At 65.2% G+C, this 23,188-nt stretch carries 23 protein-coding genes and 1 tRNA gene; 14 read left to right on the top strand and 10 right to left on the bottom strand.

Translation table 11 applies throughout. The features are described from left to right. Positions 1-182 precede the first annotated feature (182 nt). The 7 genes from ACSQ25_RS06965 to ACSQ25_RS06935 form a co-directional block, all read right to left on the bottom strand. Positions 183-863, bottom strand: coding sequence for a response regulator (locus tag ACSQ25_RS06965; protein ID WP_436104982.1), 681 nt, complete (start codon positions 861-863; stop codon positions 183-185). Continuing rightward, on the bottom strand, positions 860-2,533 hold the full coding sequence (locus ACSQ25_RS06960) for a histidine kinase (RefSeq protein ID WP_436104981.1): 1,674 nt from the start codon (positions 2,531-2,533) through the stop codon (positions 860-862). The genes ACSQ25_RS06965 and ACSQ25_RS06960 overlap by 4 nt, the downstream gene beginning before the upstream one ends. Positions 2,534-2,792: 259 nt before the next feature. Beyond that, positions 2,793-3,938, bottom strand: coding sequence for a serine hydrolase domain-containing protein (locus tag ACSQ25_RS06955; protein WP_436104980.1), 1,146 nt, complete (start codon positions 3,936-3,938; stop codon positions 2,793-2,795). Then, positions 3,935-4,408 carry a CYTH domain-containing protein gene (locus tag ACSQ25_RS06950; protein WP_436104979.1) on the bottom strand — a complete coding sequence of 158 codons (474 nt, stop codon included), beginning with the start codon at positions 4,406-4,408 and terminating at the stop codon, positions 3,935-3,937. Before ACSQ25_RS06950 ends, ACSQ25_RS06955 begins: the two co-directional genes overlap by 4 nt. A 9-nt stretch (positions 4,409-4,417) precedes the next feature. Next, positions 4,418-5,539: a M14 family metallopeptidase gene (locus ACSQ25_RS06945; RefSeq protein ID WP_436104978.1), complete on the bottom strand. Its 1,122-nt coding sequence runs from the start codon at positions 5,537-5,539 to the stop codon at positions 4,418-4,420. A 34-nt stretch (positions 5,540-5,573) separates the two neighbouring features. Continuing rightward, positions 5,574-5,978, bottom strand: coding sequence for a hypothetical protein (locus ACSQ25_RS06940; RefSeq protein ID WP_436104977.1), 405 nt, complete (start codon positions 5,976-5,978; stop codon positions 5,574-5,576). A 161-nt stretch (positions 5,979-6,139) separates the two neighbouring features. Further along, complete coding sequence (locus ACSQ25_RS06935) at positions 6,140-6,448, bottom strand: KGG domain-containing protein (protein WP_436104976.1); 309 nt, start codon at positions 6,446-6,448, stop codon at positions 6,140-6,142. A gap of 315 nt (positions 6,449-6,763) precedes the next feature. Here ACSQ25_RS06935 and ACSQ25_RS06930 point away from each other — a divergent pair, with 315 nt between their 5' ends. The 9 genes from ACSQ25_RS06930 (at position 6,764) to ACSQ25_RS06890 (ending at position 13,925) form a co-directional block, all read left to right on the top strand. Beyond that, the gene (locus tag ACSQ25_RS06930) at positions 6,764-7,438 is read left to right on the top strand and encodes a hypothetical protein (RefSeq protein ID WP_436104975.1); all 675 of its coding nucleotides are present in this window, start codon (positions 6,764-6,766) and stop codon (positions 7,436-7,438) included. Next, positions 7,435-7,752 carry a hypothetical protein gene (locus ACSQ25_RS06925; protein ID WP_436104974.1) on the top strand — a complete coding sequence of 106 codons (318 nt, stop codon included), beginning with the start codon at positions 7,435-7,437 and terminating at the stop codon, positions 7,750-7,752. The genes ACSQ25_RS06930 and ACSQ25_RS06925 overlap by 4 nt, the downstream gene beginning before the upstream one ends. A gap of 176 nt (positions 7,753-7,928) precedes the next feature. After that, entirely contained in the window at positions 7,929-8,930 is a 1,002-nt protein-coding gene (locus tag ACSQ25_RS06920) for a glycosyltransferase family 2 protein (RefSeq protein ID WP_436104973.1), read from the top strand. Between the two features lie 7 nt (positions 8,931-8,937). Continuing rightward, positions 8,938-9,909: a glycosyltransferase family 4 protein gene (locus ACSQ25_RS06915; protein ID WP_436104972.1), complete on the top strand. Its 972-nt coding sequence runs from the start codon at positions 8,938-8,940 to the stop codon at positions 9,907-9,909. Next, positions 9,906-11,315: a glycosyltransferase gene (locus tag ACSQ25_RS06910; protein ID WP_436104971.1), complete on the top strand. Its 1,410-nt coding sequence runs from the start codon at positions 9,906-9,908 to the stop codon at positions 11,313-11,315. The genes ACSQ25_RS06915 and ACSQ25_RS06910 overlap by 4 nt, the downstream gene beginning before the upstream one ends. Positions 11,316-11,322: 7 nt before the next feature. Further along, a complete protein-coding gene (locus tag ACSQ25_RS06905; protein ID WP_436104970.1) occupies positions 11,323-12,069 on the top strand; it encodes an SDR family oxidoreductase in 747 nt (248 codons plus the stop codon). Continuing rightward, positions 12,066-12,629, top strand: a complete 564-nt coding sequence (locus ACSQ25_RS06900) for a D-glycero-alpha-D-manno-heptose-1,7-bisphosphate 7-phosphatase (RefSeq protein WP_436104969.1) — start codon at positions 12,066-12,068, stop codon at positions 12,627-12,629. The genes ACSQ25_RS06905 and ACSQ25_RS06900 overlap by 4 nt, the downstream gene beginning before the upstream one ends. Beyond that, positions 12,626-13,738, top strand: coding sequence for a glycosyltransferase family 9 protein (locus ACSQ25_RS06895; protein WP_436104968.1), 1,113 nt, complete (start codon positions 12,626-12,628; stop codon positions 13,736-13,738). Before ACSQ25_RS06900 ends, ACSQ25_RS06895 begins: the two co-directional genes overlap by 4 nt. Positions 13,739-13,848: 110 nt before the next feature. Further along, a tRNA-Pro gene (locus ACSQ25_RS06890) sits at positions 13,849-13,925 on the top strand. A gap of 547 nt (positions 13,926-14,472) precedes the next feature. Here the strand turns inward: ACSQ25_RS06890 and ACSQ25_RS06885 are convergent. Next, positions 14,473-16,359 carry an MFS transporter gene (locus ACSQ25_RS06885; protein WP_436104967.1) on the bottom strand — a complete coding sequence of 629 codons (1,887 nt, stop codon included), beginning with the start codon at positions 16,357-16,359 and terminating at the stop codon, positions 14,473-14,475. Between the two features lie 263 nt (positions 16,360-16,622). Here ACSQ25_RS06885 and ACSQ25_RS06880 point away from each other — a divergent pair, with 263 nt between their 5' ends. Beyond that, a complete protein-coding gene (locus tag ACSQ25_RS06880) occupies positions 16,623-16,805 on the top strand; it encodes a hypothetical protein (protein WP_436104966.1) in 183 nt (60 codons plus the stop codon). 84 nt (positions 16,806-16,889) lie between these two features. On the opposite strand, the gene ACSQ25_RS06875 is transcribed toward ACSQ25_RS06880, so the two are convergent. Both ACSQ25_RS06875 and ACSQ25_RS06870 read right to left on the bottom strand, forming a co-directional pair. After that, a complete protein-coding gene (locus ACSQ25_RS06875; RefSeq protein ID WP_436104965.1) occupies positions 16,890-18,209 on the bottom strand; it encodes a homoserine dehydrogenase in 1,320 nt (439 codons plus the stop codon). Positions 18,210-18,253: 44 nt separating this feature from the next. Beyond that, positions 18,254-19,480 (bottom strand): pyridoxal phosphate-dependent aminotransferase, encoded by a 1,227-nt coding sequence (locus tag ACSQ25_RS06870; protein ID WP_436104964.1) that lies wholly within the window; start codon positions 19,478-19,480, stop codon positions 18,254-18,256. A 130-nt stretch (positions 19,481-19,610) separates the two neighbouring features. Between ACSQ25_RS06870 and ACSQ25_RS06865 the strand changes: the two genes are divergently transcribed. The 4 genes from ACSQ25_RS06865 (at position 19,611) to ACSQ25_RS06850 (ending at position 23,171) form a co-directional block, all read left to right on the top strand. Beyond that, on the top strand, positions 19,611-19,997 hold the full coding sequence (locus ACSQ25_RS06865; protein WP_436104963.1) for an Mth938-like domain-containing protein: 387 nt from the start codon (positions 19,611-19,613) through the stop codon (positions 19,995-19,997). Between the two features lie 88 nt (positions 19,998-20,085). Next, positions 20,086-20,460, top strand: a complete 375-nt coding sequence (locus ACSQ25_RS06860; RefSeq protein WP_436104962.1) for an SMR family transporter — start codon at positions 20,086-20,088, stop codon at positions 20,458-20,460. Between the two features lie 166 nt (positions 20,461-20,626). Further along, positions 20,627-21,097 carry a peroxiredoxin gene (locus ACSQ25_RS06855; RefSeq protein ID WP_436104961.1) on the top strand — a complete coding sequence of 157 codons (471 nt, stop codon included), beginning with the start codon at positions 20,627-20,629 and terminating at the stop codon, positions 21,095-21,097. A 229-nt stretch (positions 21,098-21,326) separates the two neighbouring features. Then, on the top strand, positions 21,327-23,171 hold the full coding sequence (locus ACSQ25_RS06850; protein ID WP_436104960.1) for a PhoH family protein: 1,845 nt from the start codon (positions 21,327-21,329) through the stop codon (positions 23,169-23,171). Positions 23,172-23,188 lie beyond the last annotated feature (17 nt).

The raw sequence follows: 23,188 nt of genomic DNA, 5'->3' as shown, positions 1-23,188 counted from the left end.
TTGTAAAGATGACGCGCCTTAATGTAAACAAGAATCATTCCTATTCTCATTCAAAAATGTCGCGCTGAGTCGGACAGGCGCATCTGCGCCTGCCGGGCTGGCGACCGACAAGCTTGTTGGGAGTGGAATTGTTCCGAGGTGGGATCAGGCAGGGCTGCCTGCCCAGCCGTTTGCCGCCTGCTTCAGGCTGCGGGTGTTCCGAGCCCGTTCTTCACGGCATAGACGTACAGCTTGAGCCGGTTGTCGACCTCGACCTTATGGTAGATCGAGGAGAGATGGTTGCGCAGAGTGTGCTCGCTCATGAACAACAGCTGGGCCAGCTCCCGGTTGTTGAGTCCGGAGTGTTCGACCAGCTTGCGCACGATCTCGCCCTCCTTTGGCGTCAGCAAAGCCAGCGTGGTTTTCTGCACGGTCTGCCGCTGTTCGCGTTCCCGCTGACACTGGAATACACGCGCCGTGGTCAGGCGGTCGAGCCACAGCTCTCCACGATGCACGCTCTCGATGGCCTTGAGCACGAGCTCGGCTGACGCTTCCTTGCTGACGATGCCGCGCGCGCCGCACAGCACGGCCTGGTCGGTGCGCGCTTCGTCGCGCAGGCCGGTCAGAACCAGAATGTTGGCCTTGCAACAAGCCTGCAGTTGCGGGATGAGCTCCTCTCCGTCATGGTCACCCAGGTCCATGTCGAGCAGCACCACGTCAGGCTGCAGCAGGCAGGCCAGGCGCAGCGCTTCGTCGGCACGGCTGGCGACGCCGGCCACCGCCATGTCGGGATGGCGGCTCGCGACGAGTTGTTGCAAGCCCCACAGGATGGTCTGGTGATCGTCCACGAGGAACACCCGGATCGGGTCAGGCCTGGTCGTCATAGCGGGATACATACCTGGACGCTGGTGCCATCGGCGTCGTTGCGGACGTCGGCCGTGCCCCCGAGGGCGGCGGCGCGCGCCGAGATGGAGCGCGGCACGAAGCTTTTCGATGCCACCCCGTCTGCGGGCGAGGGATTGCTGATATCCAGGCAGAGAACGTGATGCTGGCGCGACAATCGGATCCGGCACTCGCCTGCATTCGTATGCTTGTTCACGTTGCTCAAGCCTTCATTAACGAGCTGAACAATTTCTGCCGCCAGCCGGTCGCTGAGCTGCAACTGCTCGGGGAGGTCCAGCTCGACGCGCAGGCCGATATCTTCGGCGTAGCGCCGGGCCCGCTCCCGCAGGCTGGCGAACAGCACGTTCGAGGGCGCCACATGGTGCTGCTCGAGGTCGCGCACATAGCTGCGCAGGTCGCCGATCACGGCGCCGGTCATCGCCACCAGCCGGTCGATGGCGCCGGCCAGGGGATTGTCCCTGTCCGCCTGGGCGCGCAGCGCTTCCAGGCCCATCCTGAGGCCGATGTAGGGCTGGATCGCGGTGTCATGCAGGTCGGTGACGATACGCTTGCGCTCGACGGCGGCCGCTGCCGATGCCATGTGATCGAGGACACGGAGATGCTCGATCAGCCGGAATGCCTGCTCGACCGCCTGCGCCAGGAAAATCACTTCGTCGTTACGAAAACGCCGTCGCTGGGAACACAGGAATAAGTGGCCCGAATCGCTTCCGGCTTGCAGAGGAATGCTGACGAATGCCTTCGTGTTCAAGACCTCCGCCACGGCTGCGCCGGCACTCTCCTGTGCTCTGCGCCAGCTTCCCTGCTCCACATCGTACACCCTGGTTTCATTGCGCCTGCCACCCAGGCGCCATTCGCCGGGACCAAAGCTGGCCGCCTGTTCACGGCCGAAAGGCTGGAGCAGGCGCGCCATCGAAGCCGGTATGGTCTGCAGCTCGGGGGGAACGCCACTGCGCGACGCTTCGCGCAGGACGTAGCGGTCGGGATCAGGTTCGTGCAGCAGCACCAGGCAGCTGTCGGCGTCGAAGAAGCTACGGAACTTCGTCAAGGTCGCGACCAGCGCCTGTTCCATTCCGAAACGAGGATTGGACAGCGCATTGATTTCCCGCAGCAGAGCCAGCCTGCGCTTGAGGGAACGTTCCTTGCCGCCCCAGGAAGAAATCATCAATCCGAGACTGGTCAGGAAGAAGCTGCGCAGGATCAAAGCGGCCCATTCCATGACGGGATACCAGAAGGACAGCATGGACACGATGCAGAGGTAAGCGCAGACGCTGCCCAGCGTGATCTCGATACCGGCGACGGTGCCATGCCTGAACGACGCAGACAGGATGGCGAACAGGAAAAACATGAAGATGCCGCTGGTGCCGGGGTCGGTCACGGCAGTCAGCAAGGCATACCAGCCCAGATCGACCCAGTGCTGGCGCGGGCGCCTGACCAGCCGGTCGAGCGCCTGCGGTACGAGGTACTGGACGACACTGAAGATGACGTACGCGGCAATGGCTGTGCGGGTGAGCTGAACCGAATAAACCTTCCCGGGCACGTCGATCAGGTAGGCAACGAGAACGATGCTGGCAAGGACCAGGCGCGCGGCCGCGACCAGCGAAGTACTGGTTTCGAGCGCTTGAGATGGCGCGAAGCGCGATGAAATTGTCATTTTTGGTATCCCATTGCCGGAATACCAATTTACCGAGAGCCCCTGTAAATATCAAGAAATTATTTTATTTATAACAAGGATGCCGCTAACCGGGCCAGTTCCGCGCATGGACCGGCCCAGGTGAGCTTGTTACAGGACCGGTCCGATTGGCAGGTCGGCGCTGATACCGCCGAAGGACGCAGTCAGTTTTTCTTCGGACCCACGCTGTGTGTTATGGCGCTTAAGAAATGACCCGTCGTCATCGACGGGTCGATACGGCTTACTTCCCGATGGAAGCGATGACCTTGGTGGCGAACTCGGCAGCGTTGCCGGCGTGCCAGCGCCAGACGATCACGAGATCGTGGTCGGGCGAAACGAGGATGGTGTTGCTGCCGGCGCCCAGCGCGGCGTAGGCGTTTGCGGGCAGGCCCGGCAGGTTCTTGCCCTTGGTGTTCAGCCACCAGAGGTAGCCGTAATCCGGACCGTGGGCGCTGGGCGTGAGCGCTTCCTTGACGTAGGACGGCGGCAGCACCGGCTTGCCCTTCCACGCCCCGCCGCGCAGCCACAGGTAGCCGAAGCGCGCCATGTCCCAGGAGTTGATCCACATGCCGCCGCCCCAGCGCGTCCCGCCGCTGACGGACGGCACTTGCTTGCCATTCAGTTCGACGTAGCTGTTATGGTAGGGAACCCACTTCCAGCTGTTCGAGCCGCCGATCGGGTCCATCACCTGCTGCTGGAACACCTCCGGCACGGCCTGGTCGAACACGCGCAGCAGCGACAGCGCGAAGCGGTTGATGCGGACGTCGTTGTACTCGTAGAAGCTGCCCGGCGCCTGCAGCGCACGCGGCTTGCGCTCGCCCGCGCCGAAGGCTTCCTTGCCGATGAAGTCGGCGTTCTTGCCCCACAGGCTGCCTTCCCACTCGGTTTCCTGCTGCAGGTGCTGCTTCCAGGTGACCTGGGCATTGCGCGGCGAGGCATAGCCGCCGTCGCTCACGCGCTTGCCGACCGCTTCGTCGACCGCGATGCGGCCGTCGCGCACCGCCACGCCCGCCACGGTAGCGAGCATGCTCTTGGCCACCGAATAGGTCGGATCGACGAATTGCGTGTCGCCGAATTCGGCCACCACATAGCCCTTGTAGATCACCAGCCCGTTGGTACGGGCGCGCGTGGTCGGCATCGAGCCCAGGCGGCTGCCGAAGGTCGTTTCCTGGTCCGAGAAATCGACCGCGCGCGTGGTCTCGCGCGACTGTGCGAACTGCACGGCGGCGGCCAGGGCTGCCGGGTTCATGCCCAGTTCGGCGGGCGACTTGCGGGCCCACTCGCCGGCGGGCGGGAAATACGGAGCAGGTGCGGCCGCGGCTGCGACGGCCGGCAGCAGCGCGGCCAGGCACAGTGCCAGGACGCTGCGACGTGAAACATGGTTCATTGATTGGTCCACTGGGAATACGGAAAACGGATCAGGCTGGAGTTGTAGTAGCGCTTGTCGCCGGTGACTTCCTGCCCGATCCAGTCGGGCTTGTCGAACACGGCGTCCTCAAGCGGCAGTTCGATCTCGGCCACCACCAGGCCGGCGTTCTCGCCCAGGAATTCATCGACTTCCCAGGTGAAGCCCGCATACGCGATACGGCGCCGGTATTTTTCGACGAGGGGACGCTCGCACAAGCGGTCGAGCATTTCCTGGGCTTCCTGCAGCGGAATCGGATACTCCCATTCGCCGCGGGTCGCACCGACGCTCTTGCTCTTGATGGTGAGGACGCCGGCCTCGCCCTCGATGCGCACGCGCACGGTGCGCACCGGGTCGGAACACAGATAGCCCTGGCGCAGCAGCACGGGCTCGCCGAGCGCGCGCCAGCCGTCGCCGGTGAGTAGGAACTTGCGCTCGATCTCGATGCCCATGGCTGGTGCTCAGTCGAGCGACTGGAGGATCGGCTGCAGGATCGCCGCGCCCAGCGCCGCGCTGCGCGCACCGTTCCAGCCGGTGTGCTGGTCAGGCAGGTTGGCGTTGTCCTTGAATGGCATCTCCAGGGTCAGCGACAGGCATTTGAAGGTATGGCCGATGTACTTCGAGGCCAGGGTCAGCAGTTCTTCGTTGTACTTGCTGGCCGCGTAGCCGTGCACGTTCTGGAAGTCCGGGCTGGCCGCCATGTACTGCTGGACGAAGGCGTTCTGGCGCGCCTGGCGCTCCGGCGTGAAGTCTTCCAGCATCTCGTTGCCCGCCACGAAGTTATACGGCAGCACTTCGTCGCCATGGATGTCGAAGAACATGTCGACTCCGGTCTCGTGGATCTTGTTCTTCACGCACAGCACTTCCGGGCTGCGCTCCAGCGAAGGCGTCATCCATTCACGGTTGAGGTTGGCGCCGGCCGCGTTGGTGCGCAGGTTGCCGCGCACCGAGCCGTCCGGGTTCATGTTCGGCACGATGTAGAACACCGCGCGCGACAGCAGCTTGCGCGCCACCGGATTGGCGCTGTCGAGCAGCGCATCCATCATGCCCTCGACGAACCACTCGGCCATGGTCTCGCCCGGATGCTGGCGTGCGATCACCCAGATCTTCTTTTCCGCCTGCGGGTTGCCGATTACCACCAGGTTCATGTCGCGGCCGTCGATCGTGGTGCCGATGTCGTGCACGCGCGCGATCGGGTTCTCGGCCACTTCGCCCAGCAGGCGCAGGTGGCGCTCCCAGGTGTAAGGCTCGAAATAGGCGTAGTAGATGCTGTCCAGTTCAGGCGTGTGGTTGACCGTCATCACCTGGCCGTCGAAGCTGGTCGGCACGCGGAACCAGTTCTCGGTGTCGTAGCTGGCTGCGACCTGGTAATCCTCGAAGCCTTTCGGGTAGGTGGCCTGGCCGGCGTTCAGGAAGCGGATCGTGCAGGCCTGGCCGCGCGCGCCCTGGAGGCGGAAGTGGAACCACTGGTGGATGTCGGCCTGCGAATCCTTGCGCAGGTTCAGGTCGATCGCCTTGGGGCCGTCGGCACGAACGACCTCGATGGCGCCGGAGTCGAAGGTCTGGCTGATTTTGATGGGCATGGCGGAATCCTTTTGAAATGCTCCGGAAACGCGCTTACTGCGCGTCGAGGTCGATCAGGTCCTTGGTGTACATCATCATGATCTGGCGCATCAGCTCGACGTTGCTGCGGTCCAGGACCACGGTCAGGTCTTCCTTGGCATTGGAGACGAAGTTCATGCGCAGCTGGCCGCGCAGTTCCTTGCATTGCACGTACTCGGCACGCGGGGTGTAGGGATTGTCCCAGTCCTGCTGGGTCACCGGCGAGCCAGGCGGAGGCGCCATGAGGTTCGGGTCCCGGTTGACCGGCAGGTGCTTGAGCAGCCAGAACACGATCGACGCCGGCACATAGATGCCCACGTCGCTTGCGCCCTTGCAGGCAAACTTGACCAGCAACAGGTTGCCGACGCGATCGCAGGACATGGCCATGCTCTTGACTTCACGAATAACCGCAGGTTTCACGACGATATTCCTAGGGAAAAGGTTGAAAAAGGCGCAGCGATTCTACCGCATCCCACCGCCGCGTTGTGTGGTATCCGACGACCAAAAACAAAACGGGGAGCTTGCGCTCCCCGTGCTTGTCTGCTGGCTGGTGCCTGATGGCAGGCACCGCCGCGACGTCCTTACTCCTTCGAGCCGCGGCCGCCCTGCGAATTGCGGCCGCCCTTGCTCGCTGCGGCACGCGACGGGCCACCCGAGCCGGCGCTGGCCGACTGGCGGTTACCGTGGCTCATGCTGCCGGCACGGCGGGCTTCTTCCGAGGTGAACTCGTGAGCCGTACCCTTTGCGTGGGCAGCCTTGCCGCCCTGGCTGGCGATTTCGCGCTGGCGGGCAGGATCCATCGAAGCGAAACCGCGGTTGCGGGTGCCGCTGCTCTGGCTGTTGCCGCCCTGATTGCTGCCCTGCTTGTTACCTTGATTACCTGAGGCCATGATGATCTTCTCCCTGTATGCATATAAACCGCCGCGTCCTGCGGCAGGCTGTTGCCGGTCAAATCGAAGCCCGATGAGTGACCGCCGAACCATCTTAGGTAGCACTGATGAATGCGGGTATAGGACGCTTTCAGATGACTTTGTAGGACTTCGCGCGACAGAAAATGCACCAACGAAAGTGTACTTCCAGTCGACAACAAACCCTTCAGTATCCGTCCTACACAGGACCCCTACGTCTTCCTATACTGTAATGAGGTGAGCGCGCGCATCATGGCAGATCAGCAGCACACCGCAGCGACAGCGAAAGGAGTCGATATGGACGCGAACCAACGTAGCGAGGTCAATAACCAGACCAATAACGGCGCGAACGAGAAATGGACACCGGGCGCCAAGGGCAATACCACCAGCGGCCCGATGGACCACACCTACCCGCAGGGACCGGGCGGGCAGCAGCCGATCCGCGGCGAGAACGAAATGCACGCCACCCAGGACCCGTCGCGCATGGGCCAGCAGGAAGTGGCGGCTGAAGACGGCGGCCGCGCCGATGCCGAAAGCACCCTGTCCCGCCCCGTCCCGGCCGACCTGCCGGGCGGCTCGCTGCAGAGCCAGCAGACCGGCGGCTCGGGCCCGCAGCAGGGCATCACCGACAGCCACCAGCGCCAGATGGAACAGCGCTCGGACGCCTGGGGCCTGCTGGAGCAGCCGGTCGGCCACCGCGACAAGCATTCCGGCACCGACGTGCGCATGCACCCGGCCAACCAGCAGGGCCACAGCCAGGCCGCACATGCGATGAATCCGCAGGATCCGGCGCAACCGGAACTGCAGGGCGGCTCGCTGGGCCGGCACCATGACGTGCCGCCGGGCAGCTACCAGTCCCAGGGTACGACTGCCGAGGTCGGTTACGGCAACCGCCAGAGCGCTGCCGGCACCGGCGAAGGCACCGGCATGGCGATCGGTCCGCACCGGAACCAGCAAGGGAGGAAGCCATGAACCAGCAACATGACCGCAACCGGCAGGACAGCACCGACCGCAACGGCTCGCAGACCGGCCCCGCCGGCAGCGAAGGCAAGGCGGAGCTGCACGAGTCGAACGACGCGACCGGCGGCCTGCCGCGCAGCCCCGGCAACAGCGGCCCGCGCAGCGACAACCCGGGCTGGCTGCCGGCCCAGAGCGTGGATGCGGAAAAAAACCCGGTCCACGAATCGAATGATCTCGGCGGCGGCCTGCCGAAGAGCCCGGCGGGTGCGAACCGCCTGGCGGGCGACCGCAAGATGGACGACGACACGGGCTTCTCGCGCAAGTAGCGCCGAGCGGATTCCCGTCTTCACGTGGGGGCCTGCGGCCCCCATTCGCATTGATCCACCTCCAAGCTGCCTCCGCCTGACGGAACCCATCCATTCCCGGGCGACTCCAACCGCACTCAACACCCCCGTCGTCCGCACGTCGCGGTGGCGGTGGACGTGTGCGCACGCGGAGACGAATGATGTCAGCAACGACGGATGACGCAAGGCTCGCGGTGTCGGTGGTGGTGCCCGCCTGTGGCCGCATGGACCTGCTCGACCGCTGCCTGGACGCACTGATGCGCCAGCGGTTCGACCCGCAACACTATGAAATCATCGTCGTCGACGATGAGCCCAACCACAACACCCTGCACCTGGTCGCGGGCTGGCGTACCCGCACGCTCGAGCGCGGGCCGCGCCTGTCCTACGTCGCCAATCCGGGCCCGGTCGGCCCGGCATCCAGCCGCAACCGCGGCTGGCGCGCGGCGCGCGGGCCCATCGTCGCCTTCACGACCGACGATGCCGTCCCCGAACCGGGCTGGCTGGCCGAAGGGCTCGCCGCCTTCGGCACCGAAGCCGAAGTGGTGTGCGGACGCATCCAGACCCCGGTGCCGGCCCGGCCCACCGAATACCAGCGCAGCGCCCATGGGCACGAAGCGGCCGGCTTCACCAGCGCCAGCTGCTTCTTCCGCAAGCCGGTACTCGAACGCCTCGACGGCTTCGACGAGCGCTTCAGCGTGCCGCGCGCGAGCGACGCCGACATGTACTTCCGGCTGCTGGAACACGGCGCCGTCATCGTGCGTGCGCCGCGCGCGCTGGTGGTACACCCGGTGCGGCCGGTGCCCTGGGGCGCCAGCCTGCTGCAGATCCGCCACGCGGTCTTCGACGCCCTGCTCTACAAGAAGCACCCGGCACTGTATCGCCAGAAAGTCGAGCCACGCCCGCGCTGGGACCACTATGCGATCGTCGGCGTGCTGCTGCTGGCGCTGGCGGGCCTGCTGGCCAGCCTGCCGGTGCTTGCTGGCCTGGGTTTCGCCGCCTGGCTGCTGCTCACCGGCCGCCTGTGCGCACACCGCCTGCGCGGTGCCGCGCACACGCCGGCGCACGTGGCCGAGATGGTCATCACGTCGGCGCTGCTGCCGCCGCTGGCCGTGTTCTGGCGCCTGGCCGGCGCGGTGCGCTACCGTGTCCGTTTCGCGTGAGGCCGCCATGCGCAGACTGAAAGTCCTCACCTGGCACACGCACGGCAGCTACCTGCACTACCTGTCGCACGCGCCCCACGATTTCTACGTGCTGTCCAAGCCCGGCCGCCCGCCCGGCTACGGCGGCCGCTGCGGCCACATGCCCTGGCGCGACAACGTCCACGACCTGCCGGTCGAACGCGCGCGCCGGCACGAGTTCGACTGCATCCTGTTCCAGGACGACCACCAGTGGGAGAAAGACCAGTACGAATTCCTGAGTCCGGCACAGCGGACGCTGCCGCGCATCTACCTCGAGCACGACCCGCCGCTGACGCATCCCGCCCACACCCGCCATCCGGTCGACGACCCCGGCGTGCTGCTGGTGCACGTCACCCCCTTCAACGCCCTGATGTGGGACAGCGGACGCACGCCGGTGCGCGTCATCGAGCACGGCGTCCCGGCCCCGGCCGGCCTGCAGTATGGCGGCGAGCTGGCGCGTGGCCTGGTGGTCACCAACCATCTCGCGCGCCGCGGCCGCCGCATGGGTCCCGACCTGTTCCTGCAGGCGCGCCAGACGCTGCCGCTCGACCTGGTCGGCATGGCCGCGCAGGAACTCGGCGGACTGGGCGAAATCGCGCATGACCGGCTGCCCGCCTTCATGGCGCGCTACCGCTTCCTGTTCAGCCCGATCCGCTATTCGAGCCTGGGGCTGGCCGTCATCGAGGCGATGATGGCCGGGCTGCCGGTGGTGGCCTTCGCCACCGCGGAAATGGCGACCGTCATCGAGAACGGCGTGTCCGGCTACACCGCGACCAGCCTGCAGCCGCTGCTGGTCCACATGCGCGCCCTGCTCGACGATCCGGGCCTGGCCCGCCAGCTCGGCGAAGGCGCCCGCCGCAGCGCATGCGAGCGTTTTTCGATCGGCCGCTTCAGCAGCGACTGGGATGCCGCGCTGCGCCAGGTCACCGGCCTCGGCACGGCCCGGCGGGAGATGGCATGACACGCAACGAATTCCAGGCCGCGGCCACCCTGGCAGCCAGGGCGGCAGTGCAGGCAGCGCCTCAGTTGCCCCATCCCCTGCCCCATCCGCTTCCCCATCCGCCGCCGGGCGGCGCAGGGCGCCGCGTCGCGCTCATCAGCGATCATGCCTCGCCGCTGGCGGCACCCGGCAGCATCGACTGCGGCGGGCAGAACGTCTACGTGGCCCAGCTCGCGCGCGAACTGGCGCGCGCCGGGCACCTGGTCGACGTGTTCACGCGCCGCGACGCGCCCGAGCAGCGCCCGGTGGTGCACTGGCTCGAGAACATCCGCGTCATCCACGTGCCGGCCGGGCCGCCGCGCTACGTCCCGAAAGAGCAGATGCTGCCGCACATGGATGCGTTTTCGCGCTGGGTCACCCGCTTCGCGCGGCGCCAGCCGGCCGCCTACGACATCGCGCACGCCAACTTCTTCATGTCCGGCATGGTCGCCCAGCACCTGAAGGCGGTCCTGGGCCTGCCTTTCGTGATCACCTTCCACGCGCTGGGCCGGGTGCGCCGGCTCGCACAGGGCACCGCCGACACCTTCCCGATCGCGCGCATGCGCATCGAAGCGGCCCTGATGCGCGCAGCCGACCGCATCATCGCCGAATGCCCGCAAGACCGCCACGACATGGAGCGGCTGTACGGCGCACCGCTCTCGCGCATCGCCATCACCCCATGCGGCTTCTCGCCCGACGAACTGTGGCCGGTGCCGATGTTGGATGCACGCGCGCGCCTCGGCCTCGATGCCAGCCGCTTCGTGGTGCTCCAGCTCGGACGGATGGTGCCGCGCAAGGGCGTCGATACGGTGATCCAGGGCGTGGCCATGCTGCGCCAGCGCCATGGCGTCGATGCCCAGTTGCTGGTGGTGGGCGGCGATGCCGGCGCCGGCCAGGCCAGCGGCGGCATCGTCCTCCCGGGCGACGGCCTCGAGCTGGCGCGCCTGCGCAGCCTCGCGGCCGACCTCGGCATCGGCGCGCACGTGCGCTTCACCGGCCAGCAGCCGCGCGCCGTGCTGCGCGACTACTATGGCGCCGCCAACGTGTTCGCCAGCACCCCCTGGTACGAACCCTTCGGCATCACGCCGGTCGAGGCGATGGCCTGCGCCCGCCCGGTGGTCGGCTCCGAGGTGGGCGGCATCAAGAGCACGGTCAACGACAGCGTGACCGGCTTCCTGGTCCCCTCGCGCGACCCCGCTGCCCTGGCCGACCGGCTGGCGCGCCTGCACCGCCATCCCGAGCTGGCGCGTGCGATGGGCGAAGCCGGGCGCCGCCGCGCCTGCGAACACTACACCTGGCGCCACGTCGCCACGCAGCTGTCCGCCATTTACGCCGACGTGCTGGGCGCCACCCGGCCCGCAGCGCAACCCATCGTCTTTCCTTCCTGAGGAGCCCATGAGCACCACGACGCAGCAGCATCCTTCCCTGCACGGCAAGGCCGTATTGGTCACCGGCGCGGCGAGCGGCCTGGGCGCCGCACTGGCACGGCGCCTGGGCGCTTCCGGCGCCAGCATCGTCGGAGTCGACCTGCAGGCCGCCCGCCTGGCCGACAGCATGGCGCAATTGCGCGAGCACGGCGTGCAGGCGCACGCGCTGGGCGCCGACATCGCCGAACCCGGCGCCGCTGCGCGCGTGGTCGGGCACGCCCTCGACCTGCTGGGCCGCCTCGACATCCTCGTCAACAACGCCGGCACCGACGTCACCCTGCCGATCGCCGAGCTGCCCGATGCCGACTGGCTACGCGTGGTCGGCACCAACCTGACCGCGCCCTTCCTGCTGTCGAAGTACGCAGCCGGCGCCATGCGCCGCCAGGGCGGCGGGCACATCGTGAACATTGCCTCGACCGCCGCCAAGCGCGCCTGGCCGAATGCCAGCGCCTACCACGCCAGCAAGTGGGGCCTGCTGGGCCTGTCGCATGCGCTGCATGCCGAACTGCGTCCCGAGAACATCCGCGTCACCGCCGTGATCGCCGGCGGCATGCGCACGCCCTTCCTGCTCGACCGCTTCCCCGAGCTCGACGCCGACAGCCTGCAGGATCCGGCCGACGTGGCCGAGGCCATTCACGCCGTGCTGGTGCTGCCGCCGACCACCGTGGTGGCCGAACTCACCGTCCTGCCGCTGCGCGAAACCTCGTGGCCATGAAGGCGATCTTCCTCGACAAGGACGGAACGCTGGTGGACGACCTGCCCTACAACGTGGAGCCGCGCCGCATCCGGCTGGTGAGCGGCGCCGGCGCCGCCCTGCGGCTGCTGGCACGGCTCGACTACCGCTTCTTCGTCGTGACCAACCAGTCCGGCATCGCGCACGGCTGCTTCGGCGAGGAAGCGATGGGACCGGTCGCCGACCGCCTGGCCGACCTGCTGTTCCGCGAAAACCTGGCGCTGGACGGCTTTTACTACTGCCCCCACCACCCGCTCGGCACGGTCGGGGACTACGCCATGGTCTGCGCCTGCCGCAAGCCCTCGCCCGGCATGCTGCTCAAGGCCGCCAACGAGCACGACATCAACTTGCGCGATTCCTGGATGATCGGCGACATCCTGCACGACGTCGAAGCCGGCAACCGCGCCGGCTGCCGCACCCTCCTGATCGACAACGGCAACGAAACCGAATGGCGGCTCGGCCCGCGCCGCGTCCCCACCCGCATGGCCCCCGACCTGTACGCGGCGGCCGTGCTCATCGCATCCCACGAGGAGGCCCGATGAGCGCCGCCTGGCAAGCCGCGCGGCGCATCCTGTGCATCCGGCTCGATTCGCTCGGCGACGTGCTGATGTGCACGCCGGCGTTCAGCGCCCTGCGTGCCAGCATTCCCGGCTGCCACCTGACCCTGCTCACCTCGCCTTCAGGCGCGGCCGTGGCTCCGTATATCCCCGAGCTCGACGCGGCGATCGGCTACCGCGCTCCCTGGATGAAGCATGGGGAAGCGGCCAGCACCGAAGCGCTGCACGAATGCGCGGCGCAACTGGCTGCCCAGCACTTCGACGCCGCCGTCATCTTCAGCTCGTATTCGCAAAGCCCGCTGCCAGCCGCGCTGCTGTGCCACCTGGCCGGCATCCCGCTGCGGCTGGCCTCCTGCCGCGAGAACCCCTACCAGCTGCTGAGCCACTGGGTTCCGGAGCGTGAACGCGAGCGCGCGACACGCCACGAAGTGCAGCGCCAGCTCGACCTGGTCGCCCACGTCGGCTGCGCGGCGTCCGACACGGCACTCTCCTTCGAGGTCCCGGCGGCGGCCGCGGCGCGCGTTGCAACGATATTGGAAGAAGCCGGCATCGACCCGGCTGCTCCCTACCTGGTGCTGCATGCAGGCGCCAGCGCCGCCTCGCGCCGCTACCCGATCCGGCACTGGCTGGTCCTGACCGGCATGCTGGGCACGCGGCTCGGCTACCCCATGATCCTCACCGGCGATCGCGGCGACCTAGAACTATTGCGCCCGCTATCCGAGACCTGGGTCGGGCCGGTACATTCGCTGATTGGCAAACTCGACCTGGGCGAACTCGGTGCGCTGATCCGCTCCGCCAGCCTGCTCATCACCGGCAATACCGGACCGGCGCACATCGCTGCCGCAGTGGGCACGCCCCTGGTCGACTTATATGCGCTGACGAATCCCCAGCACACCCCGTGGCGGGTCGCCCACCGTCTGCTGTTCCACGACGTCAGCTGCCGCAACTGCCTGCGCAGCAGCTGCCCGCAAAGCCACCACGATTGCCTCGATGCGCTCGCCCCGCGGACGGTACTCGAAGCCGCCGTCGAGCTGCTGGCAAGCGCGCCGTCCAGGCCGGCGCGAACGAACGACGTGGCACTCGCCTTCGGGTAGCCGAGGCGGTATTGACATTAAAGTGCATGCGAAAGCGCAAAAAACTGAGCGCAAGCCTATAACAAAAACTCAAGTATTCGGACGAGCTCTGATATAATTTCAGAGTTCGTCGGGGCGTAGCGCAGCCTGGTAGCGTACCTGCATGGGGTGCAGGGGGTCGGAGGTTCGAATCCTCTCGCCCCGACCAACACCAATGAATGAGGCCAACCATCGGTTGGCCTTTTTCGTTGTGGGCAGTGCCTACGAGCCGCCGCGCTTGTTGATCTCACGGTCAGGTCTGACAATCGGACATCGGACATAACTAGGGTCACATAACTAGGGTCAGGTCTGACAATCGGACACGCGCTCATCAATATGGATCTTCACTTGCATAACTAGGGTCAGGTCTGACAATCGGACACGCGCTCATCAATATGGATCTTCACTTAGAGCTGTAAGAACTCGCGCGCGCGGATGAGGCTGTGTCTAAATGTCAGACCTGACCCCACGGAACTGGGGTCAGGTCTGACAATCGGACACGCGCTCATCAATATGGATCTTCACTTAGAGCTGTAAGAACACTCGCGCGCGGATGAGGCTGTGTCTAAATGTCAGACCTGACCCATGTCAGACCTGACCCCATGTTGGACCCCATGTTGTGGTGGGCTGGGTTGCAGCCTGGGCCGGCACATGGAGAACACCCCACAGCAGGGCGACACGAAAGGCAATGCCGGTCTTCATGCTTGATGATCCGCTTACTTCCAATCCCCGCGCAGCGCCAGCACCTTCTCTTGCAGATATTCCGGCGACGCCACTTCCGGCGCCACTGGCTGCCCCACCGCCAGCGCCAGCTTCGACCTGATCCCGCGCGCGAACGAGCGCCCGAACACGTTCGACTTGTCGCGCGTGAACACGCTGCCCCACAGCCCGCGCAGCGCCATCGGGATCACCGGCACCTTGTTGCGCTCGACGATCTTGGCGATCCCGCTGCGGAACTCGTTGATCTCGCCGGTATGCGTCAGTTTGCCTTCCGGGAAAATGCAAACGAGTTCACCCTGGTGCAGCGCTTCCGCGATGTCGACGAAGGCGCGCTCCATCATGAAGGGATCTTCCTTGGCCGGCGCGATCGGGATCGCCTTGGCCGCACGGAAGATCCAGCGCAGGAAGGGCGTTTTGAAGATGCGGTGGTCCATCACGAAGCGGATCGGGCGCGGGCTGGCTGCGCCGATCACCAGCGCGTCGACATAGCTCACGTGGTTGCAGACCAGCACCGCCGCGCCCTGCTCCGGGATGCGGTGGGCGTCGATGGTGCGCACGCGGTAGCCGGTGTGGATCAGCATCCAGGCCAGGAAGCGCATCAGGAATTCCGGCACCAGCGAGAAGATGTACACGGCCACGCAGGCGTTCAGCAGCGCCGTCACCAGGAACATCTCGGGAATCGTGAAGCCCTGCCCCAGCAGCACGATCGCCAGGCCGGCCGCGGCCACCATGAACAGCGCGTTCAGGATGTTCATGCCGGCGATGGTGCGCGACACGTGCTTGGGGTCGCAGCGGGTCTGGATCAGGGCGAACAGCGGCACGATGAACAGACCGCCGAACACGCCGATCAGGACCAGGTCGAGCATGATGCGCCAGGCGCCCGGCAGCGCCAGCAAGGCGATCGCGTCCACGGTTGCCGTGTTGGCATAGGCCACGCTGGCAAAATACAGGTCGATGCCGAACACCGACAGGCCGATCGAACCGAAAGGCACCAGCCCGATCTCGACCTTGTGGCCCGACAGCTTTTCGCACAGCAGCGAACCAGCGCCGATGCCGAGCGAGAACACAGTCAGCAAGAGCATGATCACGCTGTGGTCGCCGTGCAGGTAATCCTTGGCATACAGCGGGAACTGCGACAGTACCAGCGCACCGTAGAACCAGAACCAGGAATTGCCCAGCATCGACAGGAACACGGTACGGTTCTGGCTCGAGAACTTCAGGTTGCGGATCGATTCCGCAAACGGGTTGCGGCTGATCTTGAGTTCCGGCGCCGGTGCCGGCGACGGCGGAATGCGCCAACTCGCGGCCAGCCCCAGCAGCGCGCACAGCAGCGTGCCGCCGGCGACCATTTCGATGCCCCAGGGTTTCACGCCGACCAGCAGCGTGCCCGCGACCTCGCCCAGCAGGATGCCGACGAAGGTGCCCATTTCGATCACGCCATTGCCGCCCACCAGCTCTTCAGATTTCAAATGCTGCGGCAGGTAGGCATATTTCACCGGCCCGAACAGGGTCGAGTGCAGGCCCATGCCGACCACGGCGGCCACCAGTACCCACAGCGTGTGGGTCAGCCAGCCGACGCAGGCCACCAGCATGATGGCGATTTCCAGCAGCTTGACGAACCTGGCCATGCGCGCCTTGTCGAACTTGTCGGCGACCTGGCCGGCGGTCGCCGAGAACAGCACGAAGGGCAGGATGAACAGGCCGGCGATCAGGTTGTTCAGCATGCCCGGGTCGGCGCTAGTCCAGTTCGCGGTGTCGAAGGTCAGCGCGACCAGCAGCGCAGTCTTGAACAGGTTGTCGTTGAAGGCGCCAAAGAACTGGGTCCAGAAGAAGGGGCCGAAGCGGCGCTGCGTCAGCAGGGAAAACTGGCTCGGTTGGCTCATGCGGTTTGGCTCGCGGTTAGCGTCATCGGGGATTCGTAATCTACAGCAGTGATTGGGGCACTTGCCCACTTACATCGTTGCGTCGCCGATACTAATACGTAAAGTGTCGGATGGCGATACCGGATGGGTAAAAAGCATAGACCGCCAAACGGTTCAAGCGGCGCGCCATGTCAACCGGCGGCATTGATAAACTTGATTGAAACGTCTCAAGCACTTGTACATACAGGCCTTCTTGTGCAGCGCAGCGCAGGTAGAATCCGCGGATGACTTCTTCCGACTTCCTCCTCCGCTACGCCAGCGTAACGACTGCGCTGTTCGACCACATCGAACACGACATGCTGGCCCTGTCCTCGGCCTTCATCGACGACGATGAGGCTCCGCCACAAAGCTGGCACGATGCCCCTCCCCACCATGCGCACCAGCCGCTCGATCTCCCGCTGAGTTGAGGCCCCAAAAAAAATGATTCGGATTCGCGGCAGACGCCGCGGAATCCGAATCATGTTGTGCGCCCGGCAGGGCCCTGGGCTTGCTCAGGCCAGCGTTTCGAGTCGAATGCGCGTAACCTTGCCGATCACCGCCGGCAGCGCCTCGATCTTCGCGATCGCCGCGTTGATGTTCTTCTCGCGGGTCTGGTGGGTCAGCATGATGATGTCGAGGTTGACCTGGTTGCCCGGCTCCTTCTGCAGCACCGCGTCGATCGAGATGCCGGCGTCGGCCAGGATACGGGTCAGGTCGGCCATCACGCCGAGCTGGTCCTTCACGTACACGCGCAGGTAGTAGCTGGTCGTGATCTCGTCCATCGGCATGATGGCGACGTCGCTCATCTCGTTCGGCTGGAAGGCCAGGTGCGGCACGCGGCAGTAAGGATCGACGGTGGCCAGGCGGGTCACGTCGACCAGGTCGGCGATCACGGCCGAAGCGGTCGGTTCCGAACCGGCGCCCCTGCCGTAGTAGAGCGAGGCGCCGACCGCGTCGGCCTGCACCAGCACGGCGTTCATCGCGCCTTCGACGTTGGCGATCAGGCGCGCCGCCGGGATCAGGGTCGGGTGCACGCGCAGCTCGATGCCTTCGCCAGATTCCGTTTGGGTGCGGCGCGTGATGCCCAGCAGCTTGATGCGGTAGCCGAGCTGCTCGGCGTAGCGGATGTCGGTTGCCTGCAGCTGGCTGATGCCCTCGATATAGGCCTTGTCGAACTGCACCGGGATGCCGAAGGCGATCGCCGACATGATGGTGAGCTTGTGCGCCGCGTCCACGCCCTCGATGTCGAAGGTCGGGTCGGCCTCGGCATAGCCCAGTTCCTGCGCCTGCTTCAGCACGGTGGCGAAGTCCAGGCCCTTCTCGCGCATTTCCGACAGGATGAAGTTGGTGGTGCCGTTGATGATGCCGGCCACCGATTCGATGCGGTTTGCGGTCAGGCCTTCGCGCAGCGCCTTGATGATCGGCACGCCGCCGGCGACGGCCGCCTCGAAGGCTACCATCACGCCCTTGCCCTGGGCTGCGGCGAAGATCTCGTTGCCGTGCAGTGCCAGCAGCGCCTTGTTGGCAGTCACCACGTGCTTGCCGTTGGCGATTGCCTTCAGCACCAGCTCGCGTGGCAGCTCGTAGCCGCCGATCAGTTCGACGACGATGTCGATATCCGGATGGTTCACCACCGCGAACGGATCGCCGACCACTTCCACGCCCGGGCCGACGACGGCGCGCGCCTTGTCCAGGTTACGCGCCGCCACCATCGTAATCTCGATACCGCGGCCGGCGCGGCGGCGGATATCCTCCTGGTTGCGTTGAAGAACGTTGAAGGTGCCGGCACCGACGGTGCCGATGCCCAGGAGGCCTACTTTGATGGGTTTCATGATCTCGTATCTCGTTGATTATCGACCTCGGCGACCTGCGCGGCTCAGCGCGCGTGGCGCCGGCGGTAGCCGTCCAGGAAACGCGCAATGCGTCCGCAGGCATCCGTCAGGTCGTCGGAATTAGGCAGGAACACCAGCCGGAAATGGTCCGGGGCGATCCAGTTGAAGCCGGTGCCTTGCACCAGCAGCACTTTTTCCTCGGAGAGCAGTTCGCAAATGAACTGCTGGTCGTCCGCGATCGGGTACATCTTCGGGTCGAGGCGTGGGAACATGTACAGCGCAGCTTTTGGCTTGACGCAGGACACGCCCGGAATTTCGGTGAGCAGCTTGTGCGCGAGGTCGCGCTGTTTCAGGAGGCGTCCGCCAGGGCCGACCAGGTCGGCAATGCTCTGGTAGCCGCCGAGCGCGGTCTGGATCGCGAACTGGCCCGGCGCGTTGGCGCACAGGCGCATCGAGGCGAGCATGTTCAGGCCTTCGATATAGCCCTTGGCGTGGCGCTTTTCGCCCGATACCACCATCCAGCCGGCGCGGTAGCCGCAGGAACGGTAGTTCTTCGACAAGCCGTTCAGGGTCAGGAACAGCACGTCGTCGGCCAGCGAGGCGATCGAGACGTGCTCTTCGCCGTCGTACAGGGTCTTGTCGTAGATCTCGTCGGCGTAGATGATCAGGCCGTGCTGGCGCGCCAGCTCGACGATCTCGAGCAGTACCTCGCGGTGGTACAGGGCGCCGGTCGGATTGTTCGGATTGATGACGACGATCGCGCGCGTGTTCGGCGTGATCTTCTTGCGCATGTCCTCGATGTCCGGGAGCCAGCCGCTCTGCTCGTCGCAGACGTAATGCACCGGATTGCCCCCCGCCAGGCTCACGGCCGCGGTCCAGAGCGGATAATCGGGCGCGGGCACCAGCACTTCGTCGCCGTTATTCAGCAGCCCCTGCATGGCCATGACGATCAGTTCCGACGCGCCATTGCCCAGGTAGATGTCATCGATGCCGACGCCCTCGATGTTCTTGCTCTGGGTGTAGTGCATCACCGCCTTGCGCGGTGCGAACATGCCCTTCGAGTCGGTATAGCCGGCCGCGCCGTGCATGTTGCGGATCATGTCGTGCACGATCTCGTCCGGCGGGTCGAAACCGAACACGGCCAGGTTGCCGATGTTCAGCTTGATGATTTTCTGGCCGTCGTCCTCCATCTGGCGGGCCTTTTCCAGGGCCGGGCCACGGATTTCGTAGCAAACGTCGTCCAGCTTGTTCGATTTCAGGATCGGTCGCAAAGTATCCCCTGTTCTGTGACGCTATGTTGCAGTGCGAAAAATACCATTCTGCCGAAAGCTCAGGATTTAAGCAACCTCGCCTCTCCCGGTTACAATGGCTTTTTTGCCGGCCTACTACTCCCGCGATACGATGAAGCTCCATTCCGACAACACCCAGCAATACCAGACCGTGACCGGCTACGACGCCAGTGGGGTCGAGATCAACGCCCAGCGTTTCAACTACAGCCTGACCGTCATGCCGGAAGTGCCGCCGCGTCCCTGGAACGTCGCGCGTTTCGAAGACCTGAGCGCCGCCCATTTCGAAGAAATCGCCAAGGATGCGCCCGATGTCGTGGTGCTCGGCACCGGCGAGCGCCAGCGCTTCGTCCACCCGAAGCTGGTGGCCAGCCTCTCCGGCATGCACGTCGGCGTGGACTGCATGGACAGCCAGGCCGCCTGCCGCACCTATAACGTGCTGATGGGCGAAGGCCGCAAGGTCACGCTGGCCCTGATCATCGACGCCGCTCCGGGCGCCTGATTTCCGGCAGCCGCCGCCCTTTCCGCGCTGCGGCGCGGTGGGCCCGGCTGCGTCCGGCATATCGCACAACAACGAGAACAAGCACGACATGAGTCCATCGGCCTTTGCCTTCATCATCACCGGCGTCATCCTGAACGCCGCCGCCCAGCTCCTGCTCAAGGCCGGCACCAATGCCCTCGGCGGCGCCATCCACCTGACCCGCGACAACTGGTTCCTGACCGGTCTCAAGGTCGCCACCCAGTGGCCGATCGTGGTCGGCATGCTGTGTTACGGCATCTCGCTGGTGGTCTGGATCCTCGGCCTGTCGCGCACCGACGTCACCGTTGCCTACCCGATGCTCTCGCTCGGCTACGTCATCGGCGCCATCGGTGCCTGGATGTTCCTGGGAGAAGTCGTCTCGCCGCAGCGCATGCTGGCATTGGCCGTCATCGTGGTGGGCGTGGTGCTCCTGGCACGCAGTTAAGCTGCCGCTAAGCACGGAAATATTTCCATTTGATATCTTGAATAAATGAAAACCCGCGCCATCTTGCGGGATGATACCCTGCGCATCCCGTACATACAGGACTAGCAAGGCAGGGCGCCGCCGATTATCATTCCGATATCCGCCGCCATGACACCAGGAGAGCCCCGTGGCCGAGAGCCCAACCGCCGCAACCGTCGACAATTTTTCCGCCCCCATGACCAGCGGCCAGACCTTCGAGCTGGCCGGCCGTCCGGCGAAGTACACCGTGCTGTACTTCTATCCCAAGGACAATACGCCGGGCTGCACCACCGAAAGCATCGCCTTCCGCGAAGCCTATCCTGACTTCCAGGCCGCGAATACCGAGATCTACGGCATCAGCCGCGACTCCCTGCGTTCGCACGAAGGCTTCAAGGGCAAGCTGGGCCTGCCCTTCGAACTGATCTCCGATCCGGAAGAAACGGTGTGCAATCAGTTCGGTGTCATGAAGATGAAAAACATGTATGGCAAACAAGTGCGCGGCGTTGAGCGCAGTACGTTTATCATTGACGCTCAAGGCCGATTGGTGAAAGAATGGCGTGGCGTGAAAGTCAACGACCACGTGGCCGAAGTGCTGGAATTTCTGAAGAGCCAGCCCTGAGTAACGGATGGCTCCAGCAACCCAGTTCATTAACTTTTGCTGGACATTGCCACCTATTTTGAGTCATCGCGTATCTCATCAGCACCACTCCTCCTGCTGCTGCCGGACCGGCATCCTCCGGCTGCAGCTCATACCTCAGCAAGACCCCCAAGTAGCATCGTTTCCGTGCAGCGGCGCGCCCCGTGCTGCGCCTGCACGTCCTTAAAGACCTTTTTACATCGAGAACCTGATGCCACTGCCAAAAATGCCAACCAAGCCAGCGACCATGCTGCTGGCAAAAGATTATCCCAAGGCCGAACCGGGCAAGTCGCCCGTCCGCCCGGCATCCGCCAAAGCCGATGCCGACCTCGAAGAACTGATCAGCGGCCAGGCCGTCGCAACGCCGAAGGCGAGCAAGGCACGCAAGGCCAAGACGAGCGCTTCCGCCGCTGCCAATGACGCCGTCGCCGCCGGTGTCACCGGCACCGCCCCGGTGAATGTTGCCGCCGCCCCGGCCGCTCCTGCGCCGACTGGTGAGGCTCCATTGGCCAAGGGCCCGTCGCGCAAGACCAAGGACGGCGCCGGCGCACGCCTGCGCGAAACGGATGCCGACCAGCCGCATCCGGTCAAGCACAAGCCGGTCGAGGTCACCGTCAAGTCTTCCACCAGCCGCAAGGCCGACAAGGCCGGCGCCGGCAAGGTCTTTGTGCTCGACACCAATGTCCTGATGCACGACCCGACCTCGCTGTTCCGCTTTGAGGAACACGACGTCTACCTGCCGATGATGACGCTCGAGGAACTCGACAACCACAAGAAGGGCATGTCGGAAGTCGCGCGCAATGCCCGCCAGGTAGCGCGCACCCTCGACGCCCTGATCGCCAACGTCGACGACGACGCGATCGAGGCCGGCATCCCGCTGGCCAAGCTCGGCAACAAGGATGCCCGCGGCCGCCTGTTCTTCCAGACCAAGCTGGATTCCGCCCCCTTGCCGGAAGGCCTGCCCTCGGGCAAGGCGGACAACCAGATCCTGGGCGTCGTGCGCGCACTCGAAGACGCGATGGACGGCCGCGCCATCGTGCTGGTGTCGAAAGACATCAACATGCGCATCAAGGCGCGTGCGCTGGGCCTGCCGGCCGAGGATTACTTCAACGACCACGTGCTGGAAGACACCGACCTGCTGTACTCGGGCATCGTCCAGCTGCCGGACGATTTCTGGAACAAGCACGGCAAGGACATGGAGTCCTGGCAGGAAAACAAGAACGGCAACTCGGCCACCTATTACCGCGTGACCGGTCCGGTGATTCCGACCCTGCTGGTGAACCAGTTCGTGTTCATCGAGCCCCAGAACGGCGAAGCGCCCTTCTATGGCCAGGTGAAGCAGATCAACGGCAAGACCGCCGTGTTCCAGACCCTGCGCGACTACAGCCACAACAAGAACAATGTGTGGGGCATCACCGCGCGCAACCGCGAGCAGAACTTCGCGCTCAACCTCCTGATGAATCCGGAGTGCGACTTCGTCACCCTGCTCGGCCAGGCCGGTACCGGTAAAACCCTGCTGGCCCTGGCAGCGGGCCTGGCCCAGGTGCTGGAGACCAAGCAGTACAACGAGATCATCGTCACCCGCGTCACGGTGCCGGTGGGCGAGGACATCGGCTTCCTGCCGGGCACCGAGGAAGAAAAGATGTCGCCGTGGATGGGCGCCTTCGACGACAACCTCGAAGTGCTGATGAAGTCCGACAGCGACGGCGGCGACTGGGGCCGCGCGGCCACCCAGGACCTGATCCGCTCGCGCATCAAGATCAAATCGCTCAACTTCATGCGCGGCCGCACCTTCGTGAACAAGTTCCTCATCATCGACGAAGCGCAGAACCTGACGCCGAAGCAGATGAAGACCCTGGTCACGCGCGCCGGCCCCGGCACCAAGATCCTTTGCCTCGGCAATATCGCCCAGATCGACACGCCTTATCTCACCGAAGGCTCGAGCGGCCTGACCTACGTGGTCGACCGCTTCAAGGGCTGGAGTCACAGCGGCCACGTCACCCTGGCGCGCGGCGAACGCTCGCGCCTGGCGGACCACGCCAGCGACGTGCTCTAAGCCGTCCTTGTCCTGAC

Origin of the sequence: Massilia sp. LjRoot122, assembly GCF_964252725.1 — a bacterium.
GTDB lineage: Bacteria > Pseudomonadota > Gammaproteobacteria > Burkholderiales > Burkholderiaceae_D > Telluria.
Note: the sequence above shows the minus strand (reverse complement) of the source record. Positions and strands in the feature narration are given on the sequence as shown.